Origin of the sequence: Streptomyces sp. NPDC050625 (assembly GCF_040654755.1) — a bacterium.
Classification (GTDB): Bacteria; Actinomycetota; Actinomycetes; order Streptomycetales; family Streptomycetaceae; genus Streptomyces.
Genome location: NZ_JBFAIQ010000007.1, coordinates 196,522 through 219,274, shown reverse-complemented (window position 1 = coordinate 219,274; position 22,753 = coordinate 196,522). Strand labels below are relative to the sequence as shown.

Annotated in this window: 19 protein-coding genes and 1 tRNA gene; 11 read left to right on the top strand and 9 right to left on the bottom strand. The window is 70.5% G+C overall.

Features of this window, described 5'->3' with window-relative positions:
• The first annotated feature begins 5 nt into the window (after positions 1-5).
• The 8 genes from AB0I54_RS19010 (at position 6) to AB0I54_RS18975 (ending at position 7,638) form a co-directional block, all read left to right on the top strand.
• Positions 6-497 (top strand): hotdog fold thioesterase, encoded by a 492-nt coding sequence (locus AB0I54_RS19010; protein ID WP_363297153.1) that lies wholly within the window; start codon positions 6-8, stop codon positions 495-497.
• 86 nt (positions 498-583) lie between these two features.
• Positions 584-1,003, top strand: coding sequence for a hypothetical protein (locus AB0I54_RS19005; RefSeq protein WP_363297152.1), 420 nt, complete (start codon positions 584-586; stop codon positions 1,001-1,003).
• A complete protein-coding gene (locus tag AB0I54_RS19000) occupies positions 1,000-1,617 on the top strand; it encodes a Tat pathway signal sequence domain protein (RefSeq protein WP_363297151.1) in 618 nt (205 codons plus the stop codon). Before AB0I54_RS19005 ends, AB0I54_RS19000 begins: the two co-directional genes overlap by 4 nt.
• 290 nt (positions 1,618-1,907) lie before the next feature.
• A complete protein-coding gene (locus AB0I54_RS18995) occupies positions 1,908-3,143 on the top strand; it encodes a branched-chain amino acid ABC transporter substrate-binding protein (protein WP_363297149.1) in 1,236 nt (411 codons plus the stop codon).
• Positions 3,144-3,249: 106 nt separating this feature from the next.
• Positions 3,250-4,182: a branched-chain amino acid ABC transporter permease gene (locus AB0I54_RS18990; protein WP_363297148.1), complete on the top strand. Its 933-nt coding sequence runs from the start codon at positions 3,250-3,252 to the stop codon at positions 4,180-4,182.
• Positions 4,183-4,187: 5 nt separating this feature from the next.
• Positions 4,188-6,008 carry a branched-chain amino acid ABC transporter permease gene (locus AB0I54_RS18985; RefSeq protein ID WP_363297147.1) on the top strand — a complete coding sequence of 607 codons (1,821 nt, stop codon included), beginning with the start codon at positions 4,188-4,190 and terminating at the stop codon, positions 6,006-6,008.
• A gap of 5 nt (positions 6,009-6,013) precedes the next feature.
• Positions 6,014-6,925, top strand: a complete 912-nt coding sequence (locus AB0I54_RS18980; protein ID WP_363297146.1) for an ABC transporter ATP-binding protein — start codon at positions 6,014-6,016, stop codon at positions 6,923-6,925.
• Positions 6,922-7,638: an ABC transporter ATP-binding protein gene (locus AB0I54_RS18975; protein ID WP_363297145.1), complete on the top strand. Its 717-nt coding sequence runs from the start codon at positions 6,922-6,924 to the stop codon at positions 7,636-7,638. Before AB0I54_RS18980 ends, AB0I54_RS18975 begins: the two co-directional genes overlap by 4 nt.
• A 65-nt stretch (positions 7,639-7,703) precedes the next feature.
• On the opposite strand, the gene AB0I54_RS18970 is transcribed toward AB0I54_RS18975, so the two are convergent.
• The gene (locus tag AB0I54_RS18970) at positions 7,704-8,357 is read right to left on the bottom strand and encodes a response regulator (protein ID WP_363297144.1); all 654 of its coding nucleotides are present in this window, start codon (positions 8,355-8,357) and stop codon (positions 7,704-7,706) included.
• Positions 8,358-8,452: 95 nt separating this feature from the next.
• Here AB0I54_RS18970 and AB0I54_RS18965 point away from each other — a divergent pair.
• Positions 8,453-8,536 (top strand) — tRNA-Leu (locus tag AB0I54_RS18965).
• 119 nt (positions 8,537-8,655) lie between these two features.
• On the opposite strand, the gene pyk is transcribed toward AB0I54_RS18965, so the two are convergent.
• On the bottom strand, positions 8,656-10,092 hold the full coding sequence (pyk, locus tag AB0I54_RS18960; RefSeq protein WP_363297143.1) for a pyruvate kinase: 1,437 nt from the start codon (positions 10,090-10,092) through the stop codon (positions 8,656-8,658).
• 201 nt (positions 10,093-10,293) lie between these two features.
• A complete protein-coding gene (locus AB0I54_RS18955; RefSeq protein ID WP_363297142.1) occupies positions 10,294-10,980 on the bottom strand; it encodes an SIMPL domain-containing protein in 687 nt (228 codons plus the stop codon).
• 150 nt (positions 10,981-11,130) lie between these two features.
• Between AB0I54_RS18955 and AB0I54_RS18950 the strand changes: the two genes are divergently transcribed.
• Positions 11,131-12,936 (top strand): 5'-nucleotidase C-terminal domain-containing protein, encoded by a 1,806-nt coding sequence (locus tag AB0I54_RS18950; protein ID WP_363297141.1) that lies wholly within the window; start codon positions 11,131-11,133, stop codon positions 12,934-12,936.
• A 146-nt stretch (positions 12,937-13,082) separates the two neighbouring features.
• On the opposite strand, the gene AB0I54_RS18945 is transcribed toward AB0I54_RS18950, so the two are convergent.
• From AB0I54_RS18945 to AB0I54_RS18925, 5 genes are all read right to left on the bottom strand, one after another.
• Positions 13,083-14,492, bottom strand: coding sequence for a SidA/IucD/PvdA family monooxygenase (locus AB0I54_RS18945; RefSeq protein ID WP_363297140.1), 1,410 nt, complete (start codon positions 14,490-14,492; stop codon positions 13,083-13,085).
• Positions 14,489-15,850, bottom strand: coding sequence for an aminotransferase class V-fold PLP-dependent enzyme (locus AB0I54_RS18940; RefSeq protein WP_363297139.1), 1,362 nt, complete (start codon positions 15,848-15,850; stop codon positions 14,489-14,491). The genes AB0I54_RS18945 and AB0I54_RS18940 overlap by 4 nt, the downstream gene beginning before the upstream one ends.
• A 747-nt stretch (positions 15,851-16,597) precedes the next feature.
• Positions 16,598-19,096 carry an aminopeptidase N gene (pepN, locus tag AB0I54_RS18935; protein WP_363297138.1) on the bottom strand — a complete coding sequence of 833 codons (2,499 nt, stop codon included), beginning with the start codon at positions 19,094-19,096 and terminating at the stop codon, positions 16,598-16,600.
• 56 nt (positions 19,097-19,152) lie between these two features.
• Entirely contained in the window at positions 19,153-19,698 is a 546-nt protein-coding gene (locus tag AB0I54_RS18930) for a response regulator (protein WP_363297137.1), read from the bottom strand.
• Between the two features lie 138 nt (positions 19,699-19,836).
• Positions 19,837-20,187, bottom strand: coding sequence for a chorismate mutase (locus AB0I54_RS18925; RefSeq protein WP_363297136.1), 351 nt, complete (start codon positions 20,185-20,187; stop codon positions 19,837-19,839).
• A 138-nt stretch (positions 20,188-20,325) separates the two neighbouring features.
• Between AB0I54_RS18925 and AB0I54_RS18920 the strand changes: the two genes are divergently transcribed.
• The gene (locus AB0I54_RS18920) at positions 20,326-21,210 is read left to right on the top strand and encodes a hypothetical protein (protein WP_363297135.1); all 885 of its coding nucleotides are present in this window, start codon (positions 20,326-20,328) and stop codon (positions 21,208-21,210) included.
• 84 nt (positions 21,211-21,294) lie between these two features.
• Here AB0I54_RS18920 and AB0I54_RS18915 read toward each other — a convergent pair whose 3' ends face one another.
• Positions 21,295-22,737, bottom strand: a complete 1,443-nt coding sequence (locus AB0I54_RS18915; protein ID WP_363297133.1) for an MFS transporter — start codon at positions 22,735-22,737, stop codon at positions 21,295-21,297.
• Positions 22,738-22,753 lie beyond the last annotated feature (16 nt).

Genomic DNA, 22,753 nt, shown 5'->3' with positions numbered 1-22,753 from the left:
GTCCCATGGGTGAGCAGCAGCAGGTGAAGTTCCCGCAGGAGGTCATCGACGAGTACGCCGCGCTCGGGGTCGACCTGCCGGCGCTGTTCTCCGCGGGGCACCTCGGGACGCGGATGGGCCTGCAGATCGTCGAGGCGTCGGCGGAGCGGGTCGTCGCCACCATGCCGGTGGAGGGGAACACCCAGCCGTACGGGCTGCTGCACGGCGGCGCGTCCGCCGTGCTGGCGGAGACCCTGGGCTCGGTGGGCGCGATGCTGCACGGCGGCAGCTCCAAGATCGCCGTCGGTGTGGACCTCAACTGCACCCATCACCGCGGGGTGCGCTCCGGGCTGGTCACCGGGGTGGCCACGCCCCTGCACCGGGGGCGGTCGACGGCGACGTACGAGATCGTGATCAGCGACGAGCAGGAGCGCCGGGTGTGCAGCGCCCGGCTGACCTGTCTGCTCCAGGACGTGAAGCCGGGCGACGAGGCCCACGCGCAGACCCCCCAGGGCTGAGCCCGGCGCCCCGAAGTGCTGAGCCCGGACCCGAAGGGGCCCGCCGCGCCGTTGCTCCCCGCCGCCCGTCCCTTTAGCGTCGGCACATGGAACGGCGAGGAGTCCCCCGCCCGGGGGCGACCACACTGGGGCTCGGACTGGCGCTGCTGGCGGGCGTGTTGGCGACCGGGTGCGACGGGTCCGGAACCCCGGCCGACGGATCCGGCCGCCCCGGGGCCACTTCCCGCTCCGTCTCGGCGTCGGCGACCTCCGACGCCGAGCTGTGCGCCACGATCGTCGCGCACTGGTCGCGCAAGGTGCTCGACAGCGGCACCTACGGCGACTACCAGTCGATGGGGCTGTCCAACGGTCAGTACGAGATCCTGCGGGACGTCGTGGATGCCGCGCGGGCCGCGAAACGGCGTCAAGGGGCCGAGGCCGCCGACGAATTGATCGACCGTCGGGCGCGCGCGGCCTGTGCCGAGCGGTACCGCGCAGGAACCCCGAGCGGAGGTCCGTGGCGATGAGCGGCGTGGGCCCGGTCGAGCCGGGGGAAGGCACGCGCGCGTGGGACACGTACGAGGCGGAGGCCGTCCGGCCCCCCGGCCGCACGCGCGCACGTCTCGCGCCGCTGTACGCCCGCCACCGACGGGCCGCCCTGGCCCTCGCCGCGGCCGCCGCCCTCCTCGCGGGCGGCGGCTATCTCTACGCGACCCGGCCGCGGCAAGCGCCTCCGCCGGAACCGCCGTACCCCGCGCAGGTGGTGGAGATGGCCTTCCTCGACGGCCGGCCCACTCCGCCCGGCGCCCCGCCCCGCAGCTTCAGCTTCGCGGTGTCCCTGAGCGTCCTGTCCGGGCCGCCGGTGACCGTGACCCGGGTCACCCAGCCGTACGCCGGGCTCTCGCTGACCGAGACGCCGCGCGCCCCCTTCGGTACAAAAGCGGGCCACACCCGCAAGATCACGATAACCATGCACGTGACCGAATGCGGAAAGGTTCCGAAGGACGCGGGACTGCCTTTCCTGGAAGTAACTCTACGTAATACGCGCGCAATACAGGTCCAGAGTTTCATCCTCGGCTCCCGGTACGCCCAGCACCTGTCAGAGGCCGTTCAGGTCGCCTGCGGCAACAATTCCAGGTAATCACCAAAACCCCTGAGACACCTGAACGCAGGGGGGTGAGTCCTGCGGGTTCTCACAATGCGGACGGGGCGAATCGGCCTGAAATTCGCTGTTCCCCCCACCGTGTACCGCTGTGCGTTACCTCGTGTCATAACAAGAGCGTCACAGCATTCGTCAGACCCTCCTCGACGTTCCCCACCCGCGCCTAGAGTCACCGCCAGTCACCACGCCGTCGGATTTCTCAGTTCGACTCTGCGGGCGACTCGGCCGCTTCCACGGGGAGGCGGTCGTGCCAGGGGAAAGGACTGATCGTGCGTCAACGTTCGCTCATCGCCATCACCGCCGCACTGGCGGCGGGAGCACTCACCCTCACCGCCTGCGGTTCACGCGACAGCGGCGACAAGGGCTCGGACTCCGGCAACGGTGGCACCACGGTGGTCATCGGCGTCGACGCCCCGCTGACCGGCGACCTGTCCGCGCTCGGCCTGGGCATCAAGAATTCGGCGGACCTCGCGGCCAAGCAGGCCAACAAGAAGAACTTCGTCAAGGGCGTGACCTTCAAGGTCGAGGCCCTCGACGACCAGGCGCAGCCCTCCTCGGGCCAGTCGAACGCCTCGAAGTTCGTCAGCGAGAACGACGTCCTCGGCGTCGTCGGCCCGCTGAACTCCTCCGTGGCCCAGTCGATGCAGAAGGTCTTCGACGACGCCAAGCTCGTCGAGGTCTCGCCGGCCAACACCAACCCGGCCCTGACCCAGGGCGACAACTGGCAGAAGACGAAGACGCGGCCGTACAAGTCGTACTTCCGTACCGCGACCACGGACGCCATCCAGGGCCCGTTCGCCGCCCAGTACATCTACAACAAGGCCAAGAAGACCAAGGTCTTCGTCATCGACGACAAGAAGACCTACGGCGCCGGCCTCGCCGCCACGTTCACCTCCGAGTTCAAGAAGCTCGGCGGCAAGGTGGTCGGCACCGAGCACATCAACCCCGACACCAAGGACTTCTCCGCGGTCGCGACCAAGGTGAAGAACTCCGGGGCCGACGTGGTCTACTACGGCGGCGAGTACCCGCAGGCCGGTCCGCTCAGCAAGCAGATCAAGTCGGCCGGTGCCAAGATCCCGGTGGCCGGCGGCGACGGCATCTACGCCGACGACTTCATCAAGCTGGCGGGCACCTCCGGCACCGGCGACCTCGCCACCTCGGTCGGCGCCCCGGTCGAGACCCTGCCCTCCGCCAAGGAGTTCGTCGCCAACTACAAGGCCGGCGGCTACAGCGAGGCGTACGGCGCGTACGGCGGCTACTCCTACGACTCGACCTGGGCGATCATCGAGGCCGTGAAGAAGGTCGTCGACGACAACGGCGGCAAGCTGCCGTCCGACGCCCGCGCGAAGATCACCGCCGCGGTGCAGAACGTCTCCTTCGACGGTGTGACCGGCAAGGTCTCCTTCGACGAGTACGGTGACGCGACCAACAAGCAGCTCACCGTGTACTCCGTCGAGGGCGGGGCCTGGAAGGCCGTGGAGTCCGGCACCTACAACGGCAGCTGATCCACACCCGCACCATCGAGCCGCGCGGGGCGCTGTTCCACTGGCGCCCCGCGCGGACTCGCATCCGGTACATCCGTCGAACATCCGAAGTCTCGGAGGACATGCGGTGAACGAACTGCCGCAGCAGCTGGTCAACGGCCTGCTACTTGGATCCATGTACGGGCTGGTCGCCATCGGCTACACGATGGTCTATGGCATTGTCCAGCTCATCAACTTCGCCCACGGCGAGATATTCATGACCGGCGCCTTCGGTGCGCTCACGGTCTACGTGTACATCCTTCCCGACGGCACCAACATGTGGCTGGCCCTGCCGCTGATGCTCATCGGCGCCATCCTGGTCGCCGTCACGATCGCCGTCGGAGCGGAACGGTTCGCCTACCGCCCCCTGCGCAGCGCGCCCCGCCTCGCCCCCCTGATCACCGCGATCGGCCTCTCCCTGGCCCTGCAGCAGGCGGTGTGGGCGTGGTACCCCGAGGCGAAGTCCGCCCGCACCTTCCCGAGCCTGCCGGGCGGCCCGTTCGACATCGGCAACGTCACCATCCAGAGCGGCGACATCTTCCTGCTCATCGCAGCGCCGATCAGCATGGCGTTCCTGGCCTACTTCGTGATGCGCACCCGTACCGGGCGCGGTATGCAGGCCACCGCCCAGGACCCGGACACCGCGAAGCTGATGGGCGTCAACACCGACCGCATCATCGTGGTCGCGTTCGCCCTCGGTGCCACCTTCGCCGCCGTCGGATCCGTCGCCTACGGCTTCAAGTACGGCCAGATCGACTTCCGCATGGGCTTCATCCTCGGTCTGAAGGCCTTCACCGCGGCCGTCCTCGGCGGCATCGGCAACATCTACGGCGCCATGCTCGGCGGCATCGTCCTCGGTATCGCCGAGGCCCTGTCCACCGCGTACATCTCGGACATCCCCGGCATGGACCAGTTCGGCAGCCAGTCCTGGGCAGACGTCTGGGCGTTCGTACTCCTCATCCTCGTGCTGCTGTTCAGGCCCCAGGGTCTGCTCGGCGAGCGCGTCGCGGACAGGGCGTGACACCGATGACCACACAGACCGCAGCAGAAACCCCGAGCGCCCCCGCGGCCGCTCAGTCCGGACTGATCGGCCTCCCGGCCTCCCTCGGGCGGGCCCTCGCCACCGGTGGCGGTGCCCTGACGATCGTCTCCACGTTCCTCGCCTGGACCTGGACCTCGGACTTCCCCGGTGACCTCACCGTCTACGGCTACCCGGGCGGCCTTCAGGTCCTCGTGCTCATCGGCGGCATCCTCACCACCCTGTTCGGCCTCGCCTCGTACGGCGTCAAGGGCCTCGGCTGGCTGACTCCCGGGAGCGCCGACGCCGCCCTGAAGATGTCCGCGCTCGGCACCTTCGCCACCGCCTGGTACACCGTCATCGCCATCAGCGCCAAGCTGGGCGGCCTGGTGAACCTGGAGGCCGGCGGCTTCGTCGTCGCCGCTGCCACGCTGGGCGCCCTCCTCGGCGCGCTGGCCCTGCCGTTCGAGCGTCCGGCCCCCGAGCCGTCCGACCCGGACGACACCGGCATGGAGGCGTTCCGCCACAAGTCCCGCCAGAACTGGAGCGTCTTCAGGGCGGCCTTCACCGCCGAGACCCCGGCGCCGGCCCGCACCCTGCCCGGCTACGTCGAGATCCTCGTCATCGTGGCGGCCATGGCCGTCGGTCTGATCGTCTTCACCTACGGCATCGGCACCGAGTACGACCAGCTGTTCATCGGCTTCCTCATCACCGCCGGTTTCAGCTTCTCCGCCATCGCCAAGGCCGGGCTCGTGGCCCGGGTCTCGGCGATCACCGCACGGCACCGCACGGTGACCACGGCCGGCGCCTTCGCGGCCGCCGCCGCCTTCCCCTTCACCCAGTCCAACGACCAGTACGCGACCATCGGCGTCTACATCCTGATCTTCGCCACCGTCGCGCTCGGCCTGAACATCGTCGTCGGCCTCGCCGGCCTCCTCGACCTCGGTTACGTCGCCTTCCTCGGTGTCGGCGCCTACACCGCGGCCCTGGTTTCCGGTTCGCCGTCCTCGCCGCTGCACGTGAACTGGCCGTTCTGGGCCTCGGCGCTGTGCGGCGCGGCCGTCGCCATGGTCTTCGGTGTGCTGATCGGCGCCCCGACCCTGCGTCTGCGCGGCGACTACCTCGCCATCGTGACGCTCGGCTTCGGTGAGATCTTCCGCATCACCGTCCTCAACATGGACGGCACCTCTGGTCCGGACGTCACCAACGGCTCCAACGGCATCTCCTCGATCCCGAACCTGAACATCCTCGGCTTCGACTTCGGCCAGGAGCACGTCATCCTCGGGACCACCGTCGGCCGGTTCGCGAACTACTTCCTGCTGATGCTGCTCATCACGCTCATCGTGGTCGTGGTGTTCCGGCGCAGCAGCGACTCCCGCATCGGCCGCGCCTGGATCGCCATCCGCGAGGACGAGACCGCGGCGCTCGCCATGGGCATCAACGGCTTCCGGGTCAAGCTCATCGCGTTCGCCCTGGGTGCCAGCCTGGCGGGCCTCGCCGGCTCCGTCCAGGCCCACGTCACCTACACGGTGACCCCGGAGCAGTACCAGTTCGCCCACGTCGTCCCGCCGAACTCGGCCTTCCTGCTGGCCGCGGTCGTCCTCGGCGGCATGGGCACCATCGCCGGACCGCTGGTCGGCGCGGCGCTGCTCTACCTGATCCCCGCCAAGCTCCAGTTCCTGGGCGACTACCAGCTCTTCGCCTTCGGCGTCACGCTCATGGTCCTCATGCGCTTCCGTCCGGAGGGCCTCATCCCGAACCGGCGCCGCCAGCTCGAATTCCACGAAGAGGCCGAAGCGCCCGCCGTCCTCACCAAGGCAGGGGCCTGACCACGATGACTACCGACACCACCACCAAGGACGCCGCACCCGGCGCCCCCGCCCCCGGCGAGGTCGTGCTCGACGCCCGTGGCGTCACGATGCGCTTCGGCGGCCTGACGGCCGTGCGCAATGTCGACCTCACCGTCAACAGTGGCGAGATCGTCGGCCTGATCGGCCCCAACGGCGCCGGCAAGACGACCTTCTTCAACTGCCTCACCGGCCTGTACGTCCCCACCGAGGGCGAGGTCCGCTACAAGGGCAACGTCCTGCCGCCGAAGTCCTTCAAGGTCACCGCGGCCGGCATCGCCCGTACCTTCCAGAACATCCGTCTGTTCGCCAACATGACGGTCCTGGAGAACGTCCTCGTCGGCCGCCACACCCGCACCAAGGAGGGCCTCTGGTCCGCCCTGCTGCGCGGCCCCGGCTTCCACAAGGCCGAGGCGGCCTCCCGTGAACGCGCCATGGAGCTCCTGGAGTTCGTGGGCCTGGAGAAGAAGGCCGAGCACCTGGCCCGCAACCTGCCCTACGGCGAGCAGCGCAAGCTGGAGATCGCCCGGGCGCTGGCGAGCGAGCCCGGCCTGCTGCTCCTCGACGAGCCGACCGCGGGCATGAACCCGCAGGAGACCCGGACCACCGAGGAACTGGTCTTCGCGATCCGTGACCGGGGCATCGCCGTCCTCGTCATCGAGCACGACATGCGCTTCATCTTCAACCTCTGCGACCGCGTCGCCGTCCTGGTGCAGGGCGAGAAGCTCGTCGAGGGCGACAGCGCGACCGTGCAGGGCGACGAGCGGGTCGTCGCCGCGTATCTCGGCGAGCCCTTCGAGAACGCTCCCGGCGACGCGGAGGTGGCCGAGGTCGAGGCCGCCGAGGCGCACGCCGAGACCACGACGGACGCCGCGCCCGGCAAGGAGAACGACCGATGACCGCACTGCTCGAAGTCGAGGACCTCCGGGTCGCCTACGGCAAGATCGAGGCCGTCAAGGGCATCTCCTTCAAGGTCGACGCCGGCGAGGTGGTCACCCTGATCGGCACCAACGGTGCCGGCAAGACCACGACCCTGCGCACCCTGTCCGGCCTGCTCAAGCCGGTCGGCGGACAGATCAGGTTCAACGGCAAGTCGCTGAAGAAGGTCCCGGCCCATCAGGTGGTCTCGCTGGGGCTCGCCCACTCCCCCGAGGGGCGGCACATCTTCCCCCGTATGACCATCGAGGACAACCTGCGCCTCGGTGCGTTCCTGCGGAACGACAAGCCGGGCATCGAGAAGGACATCCAGCGCGCCTACGACCTGTTCCCCATCCTCGGGGAGCGCAGGAAGCAGGCGGCCGGCACCCTCTCGGGCGGTGAGCAGCAGATGCTGGCGATGGGCCGGGCCCTGATGTCCCAGCCGAAGCTGCTGATGCTCGACGAGCCGTCCATGGGACTCTCCCCGATCATGATGCAGAAGATCATGGCGACCATCGCGGAGCTGAAGTCCCAGGGAACAACGATTCTGCTGGTCGAGCAGAACGCCCAGGCCGCCCTGTCGCTGGCCGACCAGGGCCACGTCATGGAGGTCGGCAACATCGTCCTGTCGGGCACCGGCCAGGACCTGCTGCACGACGAGTCCGTGCGCAAGGCCTACCTCGGCGAGGACTGAGCGCGCACACGACGAGGCCCGCGCCCCTTCTCCGGGCGCGGGCCTCGTCGTACGTCCCGGGCGGTTCAGCCCTTGCCGGCCTTCTTCTCCTCGCTGTCCGCGATGACGGCCTCGGCCACCTGCTGCATGGACATCCGGCGGTCCATGGAGGTCTTCTGGATCCACCGGAAGGCCGCCGGCTCGGTCAGCCCGTACTCGGTCTGCAGGACCGACTTCGCCCGGTCGACGAGCTTGCGGGTCTCCAGCCGCTGGGTGAGGTCGGCGACCTCCTGCTCCAGCTGCTTCAGTTCGGTGAAGCGGGAGACGGCCATCTCGATGGCCGGCACGACATCGCTCTTGCTGAACGGCTTCACCAGGTAGGCCATGGCGCCGGCGTCACGGGCCCGCTCGACGAGGTCGCGCTGCGAGAAGGCGGTGAGCATGAGGACCGGTGCGATGGACTCCTCGGCGATCTTCTCCGCCGCCGAGATGCCGTCCAGCTTGGGCATCTTCACATCGAGGATGACCAGGTCCGGCTGGTGCTCGCGGGCGAGCTCCACGGCCTGCTCGCCGTCACCGGCCTCGCCGACGACGGTGTACCCCTCCTCCTCCAGCATCTCCTTGAGGTCGAGCCGGATCAGGGCCTCGTCCTCGGCGATGACGACTCGGGTCGTCAGCGGAGGCACGTGCGACTTGTCGTCGTCGGGCGCGTCTACGGGCTGGGGCGACTCGGGGGTCACGGGGGCTCCTCGTTCAGGGCGGAGGTACTGCTGACAAGAGCCTACCTAGCTGCGCTTCTCATCGGTGACCCGGTAGACTCCTCCGGGGTCGCCGAGCCGGGTTGGCGCAACTGGTTGACGCGGAGGTCTCAAACACCTCTGTCCGCAAGGACGTGTGGGTTCGAATCCCATACCCGGCACCCGTAAGCGGAGGATCACGTTACGCGTGATCCTCCGCTTTTTGCTGCATGCGGCCACGACGGGTGACACAGAGTGTCGGCATGAAGCGGCACAGCCCTTCGAGGGGGCCCTCCACCCGCTACCTGGGGGTGTCGTCCTCGCCGATGTGATGGACGCGGACCATGTTGGTCGAGCCGGAGACACCGGGCGGGGAGCCGGCCGTGATGACCACGATGTCGCCCTTCCGGCACCGGCCGTACTTCAGGAGGAGTTCGTCCACCTGGTCGACCATCGCGTCCGTCGAGCCGACGTGCGGGCCGAGGAAGGTCTCGACGCCCCAGGTGAGGCTGAGCTGTGAGCGGGTGGCCTGCTCGGGGGTGAAGGCCAGCAGCGGGATGGGCGAGCGGTAGCGGGAGAGGCGGCGCGCGGTGTCGCCGGACTCGGTGAAGGCCACCAGGAACTTCGCGCTGAGGAAGTCGCCCATCTCGGCCGCGGCCCGGGCGACCGCGCCGCCCTGGGTACGGGGCTTGTTCCGCTCGGTCAGCGGCGAAAGGCCCTTGGCCAGGATGTCCTCCTCGGCCGCCTCGACGATACGGGCCATGGTGCGCACCGTCTCCACGGCGTGCTTGCCGACGCTCGTCTCGCCGGACAGCATCACCGCGTCCGTGCCGTCGATGACCGCGTTGGCGACGTCGGAGGCCTCCGCGCGGGTCGGGCGCGCGTTGTCGATCATGGAGTCGAGCATCTGCGTCGCCACGATGACCGGCTTGGCATTGCGCTTGGCCAGCTTGATGGCGCGCTTCTGGACGATCGGGACCTGCTCCAGAGGCATCTCCACGCCCAGATCGCCGCGGGCCACCATGAGGCCGTCGAAGGCGGCGACGATGTCGTCGATCGCCTCGACCGCCTGCGGCTTCTCCACCTTGGCGATCACCGGCAGACGGCGGCCCTCCTCGTCCATGATGCGGTGGACGTCCTCGACGTCCTTGCCGCTGCGGACGAAGGACAGCGCGATGACGTCGCAGCCGGTGCGCAGTGCCCAGCGGAGGTCGGCCTCGTCCTTCTCGGAGAGCGCCGGGACGGAGACGGCGACGCCGGGCAGGTTCAGGCCCTTGTGGTCGGAGACCATGCCGCCCTCGACCACGACGGTGTGCACGCGCGGGCCGTCGACGGAGGTGACTTCGAGGCAGACCTTGCCGTCGTCGACGAGGACGCGCTCACCCGGAGTGACGTCGGCGGCGAGCCCGGAGTAGGTGGTGCCGCACTGGTTGCGGTCCCCCTCGGCGTCCGGTTCCACGGTGATGACGAAGGAGTCGCCGCGTTCAAGGAGTACGGGTCCTTCGGCGAATCGGCCGAGCCGGATCTTCGGACCCTGAAGGTCCGCGAGGACTCCGACGCTGCGGCCGGACTCGTCGGCCGCCTTTCGCACGCGCTGGTAACGCTCCTCGTGCTCGGCGTAGCTGCCGTGGCTGAGATTGAATCGGGCGACGTCCATTCCGGCCTCGACCAGTGCCTTGATCTGGTCGTACGAGTCGGTGGCGGGCCCCAGAGTACAAACGATCTTTGCTCGGCGCATGCATCGAGCCTAGGCCTTACCCGCCGGTAGAGAATTCGCCGGGGGTGACCACTCAACAACCTTTGCGTGAAGCCTCATTGACAAGTGTTGAATTGTGCGCACCGGCGCTCCGATGAGCATATGGAGCGCCGTGGCATTTTCGAGCCGTGGCATTTTCGAGCAGAGGCCTTCCGCTTTTCCTCGCAGGCGCGGCGGCTTTCCTCACAGGCGCGGCGGCGCCATCGTGAAACGGGCGTTCACCTGGGCGTAGACGTGTTGGCATTGGGGTTCGAGGTCCAGCGGGGCCGCCGTGTCCTCCGCCGCTGCGGCGAAGGCCATGGAGCGGGCCCGGCCGGGGGCCTGGGGGGCGTAGGACTCCGCCTTCTCCGCGCCGATGTCGGCGAGCTCCACCAGCGCGGCCAGTGTGGTGCCGAGCGCCTCCGCGTACTCGCGGGCGCGCTGGACCGCCTCGCGCACCGCTTGCTGGCGGGCCTGACGGTGCACCGGCGAGTCGGGGCGCAGGGCCCACCACGGGCCGTCGACCCGGGTCAGCTCCAAGTCGGCCAACCGCGTGGTGAGTTCGCCGAGGGCGGTGAAGTCGGAGAGTTCCACGGTGACATGGACGCGGCCGTGATAGGTGCGCACGCGCTCGCTCCGGCCGTGCGAGGACAGTTCCGGGGTGATGGAGAAGAAGCCGGTCTCCAGGCGCTCCACGGCCTCGCCGTAGGACTTCACGAGGTCGAGGACGGCGGCGTTGCGGCGGGTGAGGTCGTCCAGGGCGGAACGCCGGTCCCGTCCCCGGGCGTTCACAGTGACCCCGATGCGGGCGATCTCGGGGGCGACTTCGAGATGGGCCTCGCCGCGGACGGCGATGCGGGGGGCGTCGGCGGTGCCGTACGGAGCGGTCATACGCCCCACTCTGTCACGTCTTAGCTGTTTGGTGGCAACGGAGTTCACCGATGAGGTCACCAGATCGCAACCTCCCGGACCTGTTGCCGTCAGGCTTGGCCGGGCCAGAATCTACGCGCGTCGTTGACCGTTCCCCTAGGAGATCCAGACATGCCCTTGAACCGTCGGAAGTTCCTGAAGAAGTCCGCCGCGACCGGAGCGGGCGTGGCGATCGCCGGTGCGGCGGCGGCTCCGGCCGCGCAGGCTGCGGAGACCGGGGCGGCGGCGAAGCCGGCGAAGCGCTACTCCCTGACCGTCATGGGCACCACCGACCTGCACGGTCACGTCTTCAACTGGGACTACTTCAAGAACGCGGAGTACACGGACAAGGCGGGCAACGCGCAGGGCCTGTCCCGTATCTCCACCCTGGTGAACCAGATCCGCGCCGAGAAGGGCCGCTGCAACACGCTGCTGCTGGACGCGGGCGACACGATCCAGGGCACCCCGCTCACGTACTACTACGCCAAGGTCGATCCGATCACCGCCAAGGGCGGTCCGGTGCACCCGATGGCGCAGGCGATGAACGCCATCGGCTACGACGCCGCGGCGCTCGGCAACCACGAGTTCAACTACGGCATCGAGACGCTGCGCAAGTTCGAGGAGCAGTGCCACTTCCCGCTGCTCGGCGCCAACGCCGTGGACGCGAAGTCGCTGAAGCCCGCCTTCCCGCCCTACTTCATCAAGAAGTTCCATGTGCCGGGCGCTCCGCCGGTCAAGGTCGCCGTCCTCGGTCTGACCAACCCGGGCATCGCGATCTGGGACAAGGCCTACGTCCAGGGCAAGCTGGCCTTCCCGGGTCTGGAGGAGCAGGCCGCGAAGTGGGTGCCGAAGCTGCGGGCGATGGGCGCGGACGTGGTCGTCGTGTCGGCGCACTCCGGCTCGTCCGGCACGTCGTCGTACGGTGACCAGCTGCCGTACGTCGAGAACTCGGCGGCGCTGGTCGCCCAGCAGGTGCCCGGCATCGACGCGATCCTCGTCGGCCATGCGCATGTGGAGATCCCGGAGCTGAAGGTCACCAACGCCAAGACCGGAAAGACGGTCGTGCTGTCGGAGCCGCTGGCGTTCGCCGAGCGCCTGTCCGTCTTCGACATCGAGCTGGTCTTCGGCAGGGGCAGGTGGACCGTCGAGTCCGTCTCCTCGAAGGTGCTCAACTCCAACACGGTCGCCGACGACCCGAAGATCACCAAGCTGCTGACCGACGAGCACGCGAAGGTCGTCGAGTACGTCAACCAGGTCGTCGGCTCCGCGACCGAGACCCTGACCACGGTCGATGCCCGCTACAAGGACGCCCCGATCATCGACCTGATCAACAAGGTCCAGGAGGACGTGGTCAAGGCGGCGCTGGCGGGCACCGAGTACGCCGCGCTGCCGGTGGTCTCGCAGGCCTCGCCGTTCTCCCGCACCTCGGAGATCCCGGCCGGCGAGGTGACCATCCGGGACCTGTCGAGCCTGTACGTGTACGACAACACGCTGGTCGCCAAGCTGCTGACGGGCGCCCAGATCCGGGAGTACCTGGAGTACTCGGCCGAGTACTTCGTCCAGACGGCCGCCGACGCCGCCGTCGACGTCGAGAAGCTGACGAACGCCAACGACCGCCCGGACTACAACTACGACTACGTGTCGGGCTTCCAGTACGAGATCGACATCGCCCAGGCGGCCGGTTCGCGGGTCAAGAACCTCACCTACAACGGTGCCGCGCTGGACGACGCCCAGCAGTTCGTGTTCGCGGTGAACAACTACCGCGCGAACGGCGGCGGCGCGTTCCCGAACGTCGCCTCGGCCAAGGAGCTGTGGTCGGAGTCGACGGAGATCCGGACCCGGATCGCGGAGTGGGTGACCGCGAAGGGTGTGCTGGACCCGAAGGACTTCGCGTCGGTGGACTGGAAGCTCACCCGCAACGGAACCCCGGTGTTCTAGGGGTCCTGGGGGTCCAGGGGTCCTAGGGGTCCTAGGGGTCCTAGGGGTCTAGGGGTCCGGCAGGGCCGGGTCGGCGGCGTCGGTGGTCATCCTTGGCCCTGGCGCCGCCGGCGTATGCGCCGCCTCCTGCGTGTCCGGCGTCTCCCCTACCGGCTCTCCGCCAGCGGGGTCAGCGTCTTCCCGCGCCTGGCCTCGGGGACCCGCTCCGGCTGGTCGAGCCCGAACGTGGTGAACGCCGCGCGCGCGGGCAGCGGATACGGTTCCTTCCCCGTCAGGGAGTTGAGGATGGTGGCACTGCGCCAGGCGGCGAGGCCGAGGTCCGGGGCGCCGACACCGTGGGTGTGGAGTTCGGCGTTCTGCACATAGGCCGTGCCGGTGACCGCGCGGTCGAGGACGAGCCGGAACCGCTCGTCGACGCGCGGGCGTTCCCTGGTGTCGCGGCACAGGTAGGGGTCGAGGCCGGCCAGGATGCGGTCCAGGGGGCGCTCGCGGTAGCCGGTGGCGAGGACGACCGCGTCGGTGGTGAGCCGGGAGCGGCTGTTCTGCTGGACGTGCTCCAGATGGAGCTCGACCTTGGTGGTGGCGACGCGCCCCGCCGTACGGACCCGGACACCGGGGGTGAGGACGGCGTCGGGCCAGCCGCCGCGCAGGGTACGGCGGTAGAGCTCGTCGTGGATCGCGGCGATGGTGTCGGTGTCGATGCCCTTGTGGAGCTGCCACTGGGAGGCCACGAGCCCGTCGCGGACGCCTTCCTCCAGGGCGTGGAAATAGCGCGTGTAGTCGGGCGTGAAGTGCTCCAGGCCGAGCTTGGAGTACTCCATCGGGGCGAAGGCCTCCGTACGGCCGATCCAGTGCAGCCGCTCGCGTCCGGCGGGGCGGTGGCGCAGCAGGTCGAGGAAGACCTCGGCGCCGGACTGTCCCGAGCCGACGACGGTGACATGGCCGGCGGCGAGGAAGGCCTCGCGGTGGTCGAGGTAGTCGGAGGCGTGGATGACGGGCGCGCCGGGGGCCTCGACGAGGGGCTTGAGGGGGTCGGGGACGTAGGGGGCGGTGCCGACGCCGAGGACGATGTTCTTCGTGTACGTACAGCCGGTGGCCTCGGCGTTTCCGTCGGCGTCGAGCCGGGTGAAGTCGACCTCGAAGGCGTCGCGTCCGGGGTTCCAGCGGACGGCGTCGACCTGGTGGGAGAAGCGCAGCCCGGGGAGGTTCTCGGAGACCCAGCGGCAGTAGGAGTCGTACTCGGTGCGCTGGATGTGGAAGCGCTCGGCGAAGTAGAAGGGGAACAGCCGGTTGCGGGCCTTGAGGTAGCTGAGGAAGCTCCAGCGGCTGGCCGGGTCGGCGAGGGTCACCAGGTCGGCGAGGAACGGGACCTGGATGGTCGCGCCCTCGATGAGCAGGCCGGGGTGCCAGTCGAAGCCGGGGCGCTGCTCGTAGAAGACGGCGTCGAGTTCGGCGAGCGGGTGGGCTAGGGCGGCGAGGGAGAGGTTGAACGGTCCGATGCCGATGCCGACCAGGTCACGGGGTGCTTCTGGCTCGTGGTCCGGGGGTTGGGTCATCTGGTGGGGGTTCCTTCCACGAGTTTCAGCAGCTCGGCCGGCTCGTCCGGCCGGGTGTGGGGGTTCAGGAGGGTGGCCTTGAGCCAGAGGCGGCCGTCGAGGCGGGCCCGGCCGAGGACGGCGCGACCCTCGTGCAGCAGGGTGCGCCGTACGCCGGCGACGGCTTCGTCGGTTGCCCCGGCGGGCCGGAACAGGACGGTGCTGATGACCGGCCGGTCGTAGAGCTCGAAGGCGGGGTGCTCCTGGACGAGGGCCGCGAACTCCCTTGCCCGTGCGCAGACCTGGTCGACGAGGGCGCCGAGGCCGGTGCGGCCGAGGGTCCTGAGGGTGACGGCGATCTTGAGGACGTCGGGGCGGCGGGAGGTGCGCAGGGACCGACCGAGCAGGTCGGGCAGACCGGCCTCGGTGTCGTCGTCGGCGTTGAGGTAGTCGGCGTGCTGGTGCAGTACGGCCAGATCGCGGGGGCGCGAGACGGCGAGCAGGCCCGCGGCGACCGGCTGCCAGCCGAGTTTGTGCAGGTCGAGGGTGACGGTGTGGGCGGCCTCCAGCCCGGCGAGCTTCTCGCGGTGCCGTTCGCTGAAGACCAGTCCGCCGCCGTACGCCGCGTCGATGTGCAGACGGGCACCGTGGGCGGCGCAGAGTCCGGCGATCTCGGGCAGCGGGTCGATGAGACCTGCGTCGGTGGTGCCGGCGGTGGCGGCGACCAGCACGGGGCGGGGGAAGCGGGTGAGGACCTCGTCCAGGGCGGCGGGGTCGAGGGTGCCGTTCGGGGCGGGGACGATCACCGGGTCGGGCAGGCCCAGCAGCCAGGCCGCGCGGGGCAGGGAGTGATGGGCGTTGGCGCCGCACACGAGCCGCACGCTTCCGCCGTGGGCCTCGCGGGCGAGCAGCAGGGCGAGCTGGTTGGACTCGGTGCCGCCGGTGGTGACGAGCGAGTCGGCCAGGCCGATCTCGTGGGCGAGCTCTCGGGTGACGAGGGCCTCCAGGGCGGAGGCGGCCGGTGCCTGGTCCCAGGAGTCCAGGGACGGGTTGAGGGCGCTCGCGGCGAGGTCGGCGGCGGTGGCGAGGGCGAGTGGCGGGCAGTGCAGATGCGCCGCGCAGAGCGGGTCGGCGGGGTCGGCGGCGCCCTCGGCGAAAACGCGGACGAGGGTGCGCAGCGCGTCGGGGTCGCCCTCGTCCGGCAGTACGTCCCCCACGGCATCCGCGACGGCCGCGGCAACCGCCTCCGGCCCACCCGCGGGCAGCGGTCCGCCACGGGCCCGCCCGCCCTCCCGCAGGGCGTCGAGCACGGTGTCGATCAACGGCCGCAGGGCGTCGGGCCCTTCGGGACCTGAGGCGAGGGGGTACGGCGTGCTCATGGGCTCTCCTCCGGGGGCGCGGGGCAGGCGAACATCCATGTGGAGAGTTCCAGCTTGTACGCCATCGGGCCGACGCGCCCGGAAAGTCCAACGATCGAAACCCGAAAGTGGGTACTCCCGTGCGGGGAAAGCGTGTTGGGGCTGCGGTTGGTTGACGTGACCGCGATCGATGGGCCCAGTGGGCAGCTGCTGCCGGGTGAGGCGCAGAGCCTTTGCCACGCGCTGCCGGCGGGCGCGGTCCCGTGGGCCTGTTCCTGCTGACGCCACGCGGGCCTGACGGCAGGCGGGTCGCGGCCGGACGGATCGGCGGCTCGGTCACGGTCCGGGCCGGGGCCGGCCCGCGGACGTCCGGTGCGGGTCATCCGACAGACGCGGCCCGGCCACCCCGGGGCCGTGGACGCGCGGTGGCGGGGGCCGGTGTTCCGGATCTGGGTGCGGTGGCTCAACGCGCATCCGATGGCGCGCAGCCCGAGCACCGGTTCAGGGCTCGGGCGACAGCGGCGCGGCCCGCACACCGGATCAGCGCACGCCCGGAGGCGGCCCGCCCTGCGCACCGGTTCAGGGCTCGCCCCGTGGCGGAATCCCTACGCCAGAGACCTGTCCATGCCCCGTCGCGGCGCCCCGCGCATCGGATCAGGGCGCACCCGATGACAAGGCCCCGTCTCACATCCGCGCACACCAGGGGTCGGCGCACCCCGCACCGGAACAGCCCGCGCGCGGGGCCGAGTACTTCCCGACCGGTCGGACCTAGGCCGACGACTCCCGCCCCCGAACCCGCAACGCCCGTGCCAGGTCGTCGAGTTCGTCGACGAGTCGGCGGCGCAGGGGCGTCACCGGGTCGGCGTCGCGCAGACAGGCCTCGCCCAGGGCGAGGTTCTCCGCGTCCACGGCGTACGACGGGAAGGCGTACCGGCCGGCGGCGGTGGCGATGGCGGGTCCGCGGCGGGCGGCCACCGGGAGCGCGTCCGTGTAGTACCGCGCCACGTACTCCCGGACCAGGTCGGCCTGCTCGGGCTGCCAGAAGCCCTGGGCGGTGGCCGTGAAGAGGTAGTTGGACAGGTCGTCCGTGGCGAACAACGCGTCCCAGGCGGCGCGCTTGGCCTCGGGGTCGGGCAGCGCGGCCCGGCAGCGGGCGGCGCCCTCCTGGCCGGTGGCGCTCGGGTCGCGCTCCAGCTCGGCGGCGATCGCGGCCTCGTCGGTGGCGCCGAGGACGGCGAGGCGGCCGAGGATGCGCCAGCGCAGCTCGGGGTCGAGCTCCGGCCCGCCGGGCACGGTGCCGTCGGCGAGCCAGGCGGCGATGGTGTCCGGATGGGCGGCGACGTCGATGAAGTGGCGGACGGCGATCAGCCGCAGTCCGGGGTTGTCGCCGTCCTCGGTGCGCCGGATGAAGTCGCGGCACAGCGAGGAGAGGGTGGCCAGGGCCGCCGGACGCTCCTCGGGGTCGAGGTAGCGGTCGGCGATGTGCGTCGAGGCGAAGGCCAGCACGCCCTGGACGAGGGCCAGGTCCGTCTCGCGGGGAAGGTGGGCGCGCGCGGTCTCCAGGAACGCGGCGGGCGGGAGTTCCCCGTCGCGGACGGCGTCCCTGAGGGCGTTCCACACCACCGCGCGGGTGAGCGGCTCGGGCAGGCCGGACAGGCCCGTGCGAACCGCCTCGAAGGACCCGGCGTCGAACCGGACCTTGGCGTAGCTCAGGTCGCCGTCGTTGAGCAGGAGCAGCGCGGGGCGCTTGCCGATGGGCTGCGGGGCGGTCTGCGGGACGTCCAGGCCGATGCGCTCACGCAGGACGAGGCCGCCCTCGTCGCCGAGATCATGGTCGTACACACCGACGCTGATGCGGTGCGGGCGGCTGCCGGCGCGGTTCACGGTGAGCGCGTACGTGCCGGTCTCGTCACCCGCGGTGACCACCGGGGTGAGCGTGTCGACGCCGGTGGTGCGCAGCCAGGCGTCCGCCCAGGCGTGGACGTCGCGGTCGGTGGCGGCGGACAGGGAGTCGATGAAGTCGGCGAGGGTGGCGTTGCCGAACCTGTGCCGGGCGAAGTGGATGTTGATGCCGGCGAGGAAGTCCTTCTCGCCGAGCCAGGCCACCAGCTGGCGCAGCGCGGAGGCGCCCTTGGCGTAGGAGATGCCGTCGAAGTTGAGCAGCGCGGCGGCCGTGTCGTCGACGGCCTCGGGGGCGACGGGGTGGGTGGAGGGGCGCTGGTCGGCGTCGTAGCCCCAGGCCTTGCGGGCCACGCCGAAGTCGACCCAGGTGTCGGTGAAGCGGGTTGCCTCGATGGTGGTCTGGTAGCCCATGTACTCGGCGAAGGACTCGTTCAGCCAGATGTCGTCCCACCACTTGAGGGTGACGAGGTCGCCGAACCACATGTGGGCCATCTCGTGGGCGATGACCATGGCGCGGGTCTGCCGCTCGGTGTCGGTGACGGCGGAGCGGTAGACGAACTCGTCGCGGAAGGTGACCAGGCCCGGGTTCTCCATGGCGCCCGCGTTGAACTCGGGGACGAAGGCCTGGTCGTAGGAGTCGAAGGGGTAGGGCTCCTCGAACTTCTCGTGGAACCGGTCGAAGCACGCGCGCGTGATGTCGAGGATCTCGTCGGCGTCCGCGTCGAGGTACGGCGCGAGGGAGCGGCGGCAGTGGATGCCGAAGGGCAGGCCGCGGTGCTCGGTGCGCACGGAGTGCCAGGGGCCGGCGGCGACGGCGACGAGGTACGTGGAGATCAGCGGGGTTGGTGCGGCCTGCCAGCGGCCCTCGCCGAGGTGCTCGGTGACGCCGTTGGCGAGGACGGTCCAGCCCTCGGGGGCCTTGACGGTCAGCTCGAAGACGGCCTTCAGGTCGGGCTGGTCGAAGGCGGCGAAGACGCGCTGCACGTCGTCCATGAACAGCTGCGTGTAGGCGTACGTCTCCCCGTCGGTGGGGTCGGTGAAGCGGTGCATGCCCTCCCCGGTGCGGGAGTAGCGCATGACGGCGTCGAGGCGCAGCTCGTGCTCACCGGCGGTGAGGCCCTTCAGCGGCAGCCGGTCCTGGTCCAGGGTCTCCGGGTCCAGGGGCTGTCCGTCGAGCGTGACGGAGCGCAGCTCGGCGGGCTTGAGCTCGACGAACGTGTCCCCGGCGGTCCGCGCGCCGAACCGGATCACGGTGCGTGAGTCGAAGGTCTCGTCCCCGGTGGTCAGGTCGAGTTCGATCGCGTAGCGGTGGACGTCGAGGAGCTGTGCTCGGATCTGCGCTTCGTCGCGCGTCAGTACGGACATGCAGGACATGCTGCCTGATGGCACTGACGGCGCACAGGGGCGGATCGGTACACGGCTTATGTCCGGTCCTGCGCCGGGGCGGTCAGGGAGGTGTCCCGCTGGGGCGGAACCCGGCTGCCGGAGCGGGCCGGCGCACGTCGCAGAGCGCTCTTCGCGCCCTCGGCGCGGCCCTCGACGCGGGCACGCAGTTCGCGGACCTCCCGCTCCAGGGCGAGGTTGCGCTGATGGGTGTCGTACAGATAGCGCACCTTGGTGCGCAGGGCCCAGGGGTCGATGGGCTTGAGGACGAGGTCGGCGACGCCCAGCCCGAACGCGGTGGCGGTCAGGTCGTGATCCGGGCCGAATCCGGTGAGCAGGACGACCGGTATGTGCTGGGTCTGCTCGACGCGGCGCATGTAACGCACCACCTCCAGACCGCTGACGCCGGGCATGCGCACATCCAGCAGCAGGAGGCCGACCCGGCCGCGGAGCACCTGTTTGAGCGCCTCGTCACCGCTGGTGGCGCGGCCGAGTTGGTAGCCCAGCGGGGCGAGGGCGCTCTCCAGCGCGTACAGCGTTTCCTTGTGGTCGTCGACGATGAGGATCTTGGCATCCGGCGGCATGGCCCAGGTCCCTCCCGTGTGGACAACCAGCGTACGACCCCGCACTGACACGGAGTGCTCGCCGGCTGACGAGGAGTGCACAGCGCAGCATGCCCCTCCCCGCCCCCGCTGTCACGACCCCTGCCGCGTCGGCCGAGGTCAGTTCGCTCCCGGCGCCTGTCCGTTGACGGTGTCCCCGGCGATGCGCTCGTGGTGTCTGATCACCTCGGCGATGATGAAATTGAGGAACTTCTCAGCGAACGCCGGGTCCAGCTTGGCGTTCTCGGCGAGGGTGCGCAGCCGGGCGATCTGCCGTGCCTCGCGGGCGGGATCGGCGGGCGGCAGTTGGTGGACGGCCTTGAGCCGGCCGACCTGCTGGGTGCACTTGAAGCGCTCGGCGAGCATGTGGACGACGGCCGCGTCGATGTTGTCGATGCTGTCGCGCAGGCGGTCGAGTTCCTCGCGCACGGCGGGGTCGACGTCACCGGTACCGGTGTGGCTGGTGGTCATGGACGTCAACCCTAAGGGGCGGACGGGTTCTCGATCATCGGCAACGGTCGGGGTCGGGGTGCTGGTCCCAGGAGGACGAACTGGGCGCACACCCGCCTACAGTGGAGAGGAGTTCTGGGCGTCTTTGGGGGTCAGGGCGTGGCGAACGACGGACCGGTCGAGCACGGCTACCCGCATCTGGAGACGGTGCGGGCGGCCATCACCGCGCTGTACCAGCGCCTCTCGTACGACACCATCCAGACCTTCTCGGCCAGCGTGGCCCCCGCCGACGTGGCGTTCTGCGACACGGACGATCTGCATCTGGGCGCGCAGCGCGTGGCCCGCGAGATGATGCGGCACTTCCGGCTGCCGGATGCCCGGCTGATCGTCTGCTTCCGCGAGATGACCCATGCGGCGAACGTGGAACTCGCGGCGGGCCCGGAGTACTTCGTCGAGCTGAACGACCGGTTCCGCACCCATCGCCGGGACATCGGCGCGGCGCTCGCCCACGAGGTGATGCACGTCTATCTGCACCGTCTGGACCTGTCGTTCCCGGGCACCGCGCAGAACGAGATCCTCACGGACACGGCGACGACGTACCTGGGGGCGGGCTGGCTGCTGCTGGACGCGTACCGGGAGGACACGGTGTCGTCCCAGAAGCTCGGGTATCTCACACCGGAGGAGTTCGGCTACGTCCTGGCGAAGCGCTCCCTGGTCTTCGGCGAGGACCCCTCGGTGTGGTTCACCAGCCCGCAGGCCTACACGGCGTACACCAAGGGCATGGCCCAGGCCCGCCGCGACGAGCAGCAGCCCCCACTGACCGCCGCGGGCTGGGCGGGCCGCCGCCGCTACGCCCACGACCGCCGTCACGCCCACGGTCCGCAGCCCGGGGTCCCGTACACCTTCACCCCCGACGGGGTCGGCGGCCATCTGCGCGTCTCGTTCCCCTGCCCCACCTGCCACCAGCGGATCAGGGTGCCGGTACGGGGGCGGGTCCGGGCGCGGTGCGGGCTGTGCCGGACGGTGCTGGAGTGCGACACGTAGGTTGCGCCGTCCGCCGCGGCGGGCGTTGCCGGGAAGCGGAAGGGGCGGAGCCGCAGCGGGCCCCGCCCCGAACCCTCGCCCGCCTCACCCCTCGTGCCCCGCCACCGCCCGCCGCGGCAGCGCCACGCACAACCCGGCACACACCAGGAACCCGCCGGCCACCCACGGCATCGCCGCACCGAGGGCCTCGGTCATGCCCTCCCCCACGTGGTCGAAGAACACCGTGCCGACCACCGCGGCGCCCAGCGCTCCGCCGAACTGCTGAGCCGTGGAGAAGATGCCGGACGCGCCGCCCGCGAGCTCCGCCGGCACCGCGGACAGGACCACGTTCACCAGCGGCACCACCAGGAAGCCGAGCCCGGCCCCGGCAATCACCAGCCCCGGCACCAGCGGCCAGGCCCCGGTGTGCGCGGCGGACGCTCCGTGCACCGCTGCCCACACCCAGCCGAAGCCGGCCGCCATCATCAGCGCGCCTGCCCCGAGCACGGTCCGCCCGTACTTCACGGCGAGCCCGTCCGCGGCGGGCGCGGTCAGGAAGCCGCCCGCCGAGAAGGCCACGGTCACCACGCCGGCCTGCATCGGCGTGTACCCCTCGCTCCCCTGCAGCCAGATCGCGAAGACCAGGAAGAAGCCCTGCATCCCGACGGAGAACAGCAGTTGGACGAGGACGCCGATCGAGAACGCGGGGAGCCGGAAGGCCCGCGCCGGCAGCAGCGGCACCGTCCCGGCGCGCTCCCTGCGCCGTGCCTCGTACACGCCGAGCCCGACGACCCCGGCCGTCCCCGCGACGAGGCAGATCCAGCCCCACAGCGGCCAGCCGTTCTCCCGGCCCTGCACCAGCGGCAGCACGATCGCCACCAGTCCGGCGGCCAGCACCAGGCTGCCCAGCAGGTCGGGCCGGCCCGCGGACCGCTCCCGGGTGGCCGGCACCAGGAGCAGTCCGCCCACGAAGGTCCCCACCGCCACCGGCACGTTCACCAGGAACACCGACCGCCAGCCCCAGCCGAACAGATCGGCGTCGGTGAGCAGCCCGCCGAGCAGCAGCCCCACGGCCGAGGCGAATCCGGCGACGGCGCCGTACATCCCGAAGGCGGCCCCTCGCTCCTTGCCCCGGAACAGCGTGCGGAACGAGCCGAGCACCTGCGGCACCAGCACCGCGGCCATCACGCCCTGCACCGCCCGCGCGGCGATCAGCTGGCCCGGCGACTGTGCGATCCCGCACGCCAGGCTGGCGGCTCCGAAGCCCGCCGTACCGGCGAGGAAGAGGGCCCGGCGTCCCAGGCGGTCCCCGAGGTGGCCGGAGACGATCAGGGTCGCCGCGAAGCCGAGCAGGTAGGCGGAGACCAGCCACTGCAGTTCGCTCGCCGAGGCATGCAGGTCGCGTCCGATGGACGGGATCGCCACGTTGACGATCGTCACGTCCAGCAGGTCCATCAGTGCCGCGATCATCATCACGACGGCGGCGGCCCAGCGGCGCGGATGCGGCTCGGACGCGATGGGCGGGGTTGTGCTGAGGGTGGTGGGCACGGTGCCTCCCCGGGCT

Bases quoted from the DNA above. Each gene is read 5' to 3' on its own strand.
- AB0I54_RS18930 (WP_363297137.1), bottom strand. From the start codon at position 19,698: ATGCCGCCGGATGCCAAGATCCTCATCGTCGACGACCACAAGGAAACG.
- AB0I54_RS19000 (WP_363297151.1), top strand. From the start codon at position 1,000: ATGAGCGGCGTGGGCCCGGTCGAGCCGGGGGAAGGCACGCGCGCGTGG.
- AB0I54_RS18950 (WP_363297141.1), top strand. From the start codon at position 11,131: ATGCCCTTGAACCGTCGGAAGTTCCTGAAGAAGTCCGCCGCGACCGGA.
- AB0I54_RS18945 (WP_363297140.1), bottom strand. From the start codon at position 14,492: ATGACCCAACCCCCGGACCACGAGCCAGAAGCACCCCGTGACCTGGTC.
- AB0I54_RS19010 (WP_363297153.1), top strand. From the start codon at position 6: ATGGGTGAGCAGCAGCAGGTGAAGTTCCCGCAGGAGGTCATCGACGAG.
- AB0I54_RS18925 (WP_363297136.1), bottom strand. From the start codon at position 20,187: ATGACCACCAGCCACACCGGTACCGGTGACGTCGACCCCGCCGTGCGC.
- AB0I54_RS18985 (WP_363297147.1), top strand. From the start codon at position 4,188: ATGACCACACAGACCGCAGCAGAAACCCCGAGCGCCCCCGCGGCCGCT.
- AB0I54_RS18975 (WP_363297145.1), top strand. From the start codon at position 6,922: ATGACCGCACTGCTCGAAGTCGAGGACCTCCGGGTCGCCTACGGCAAG.
- AB0I54_RS19005 (WP_363297152.1), top strand. From the start codon at position 584: ATGGAACGGCGAGGAGTCCCCCGCCCGGGGGCGACCACACTGGGGCTC.
- pepN (WP_363297138.1), bottom strand. From the start codon at position 19,096: ATGTCCGTACTGACGCGCGACGAAGCGCAGATCCGAGCACAGCTCCTC.
- AB0I54_RS18955 (WP_363297142.1), bottom strand. From the start codon at position 10,980: ATGACCGCTCCGTACGGCACCGCCGACGCCCCCCGCATCGCCGTCCGC.
- pyk (WP_363297143.1), bottom strand. From the start codon at position 10,092: ATGCGCCGAGCAAAGATCGTTTGTACTCTGGGGCCCGCCACCGACTCG.
- AB0I54_RS18980 (WP_363297146.1), top strand. From the start codon at position 6,014: ATGACTACCGACACCACCACCAAGGACGCCGCACCCGGCGCCCCCGCC.
- AB0I54_RS18940 (WP_363297139.1), bottom strand. From the start codon at position 15,850: ATGAGCACGCCGTACCCCCTCGCCTCAGGTCCCGAAGGGCCCGACGCC.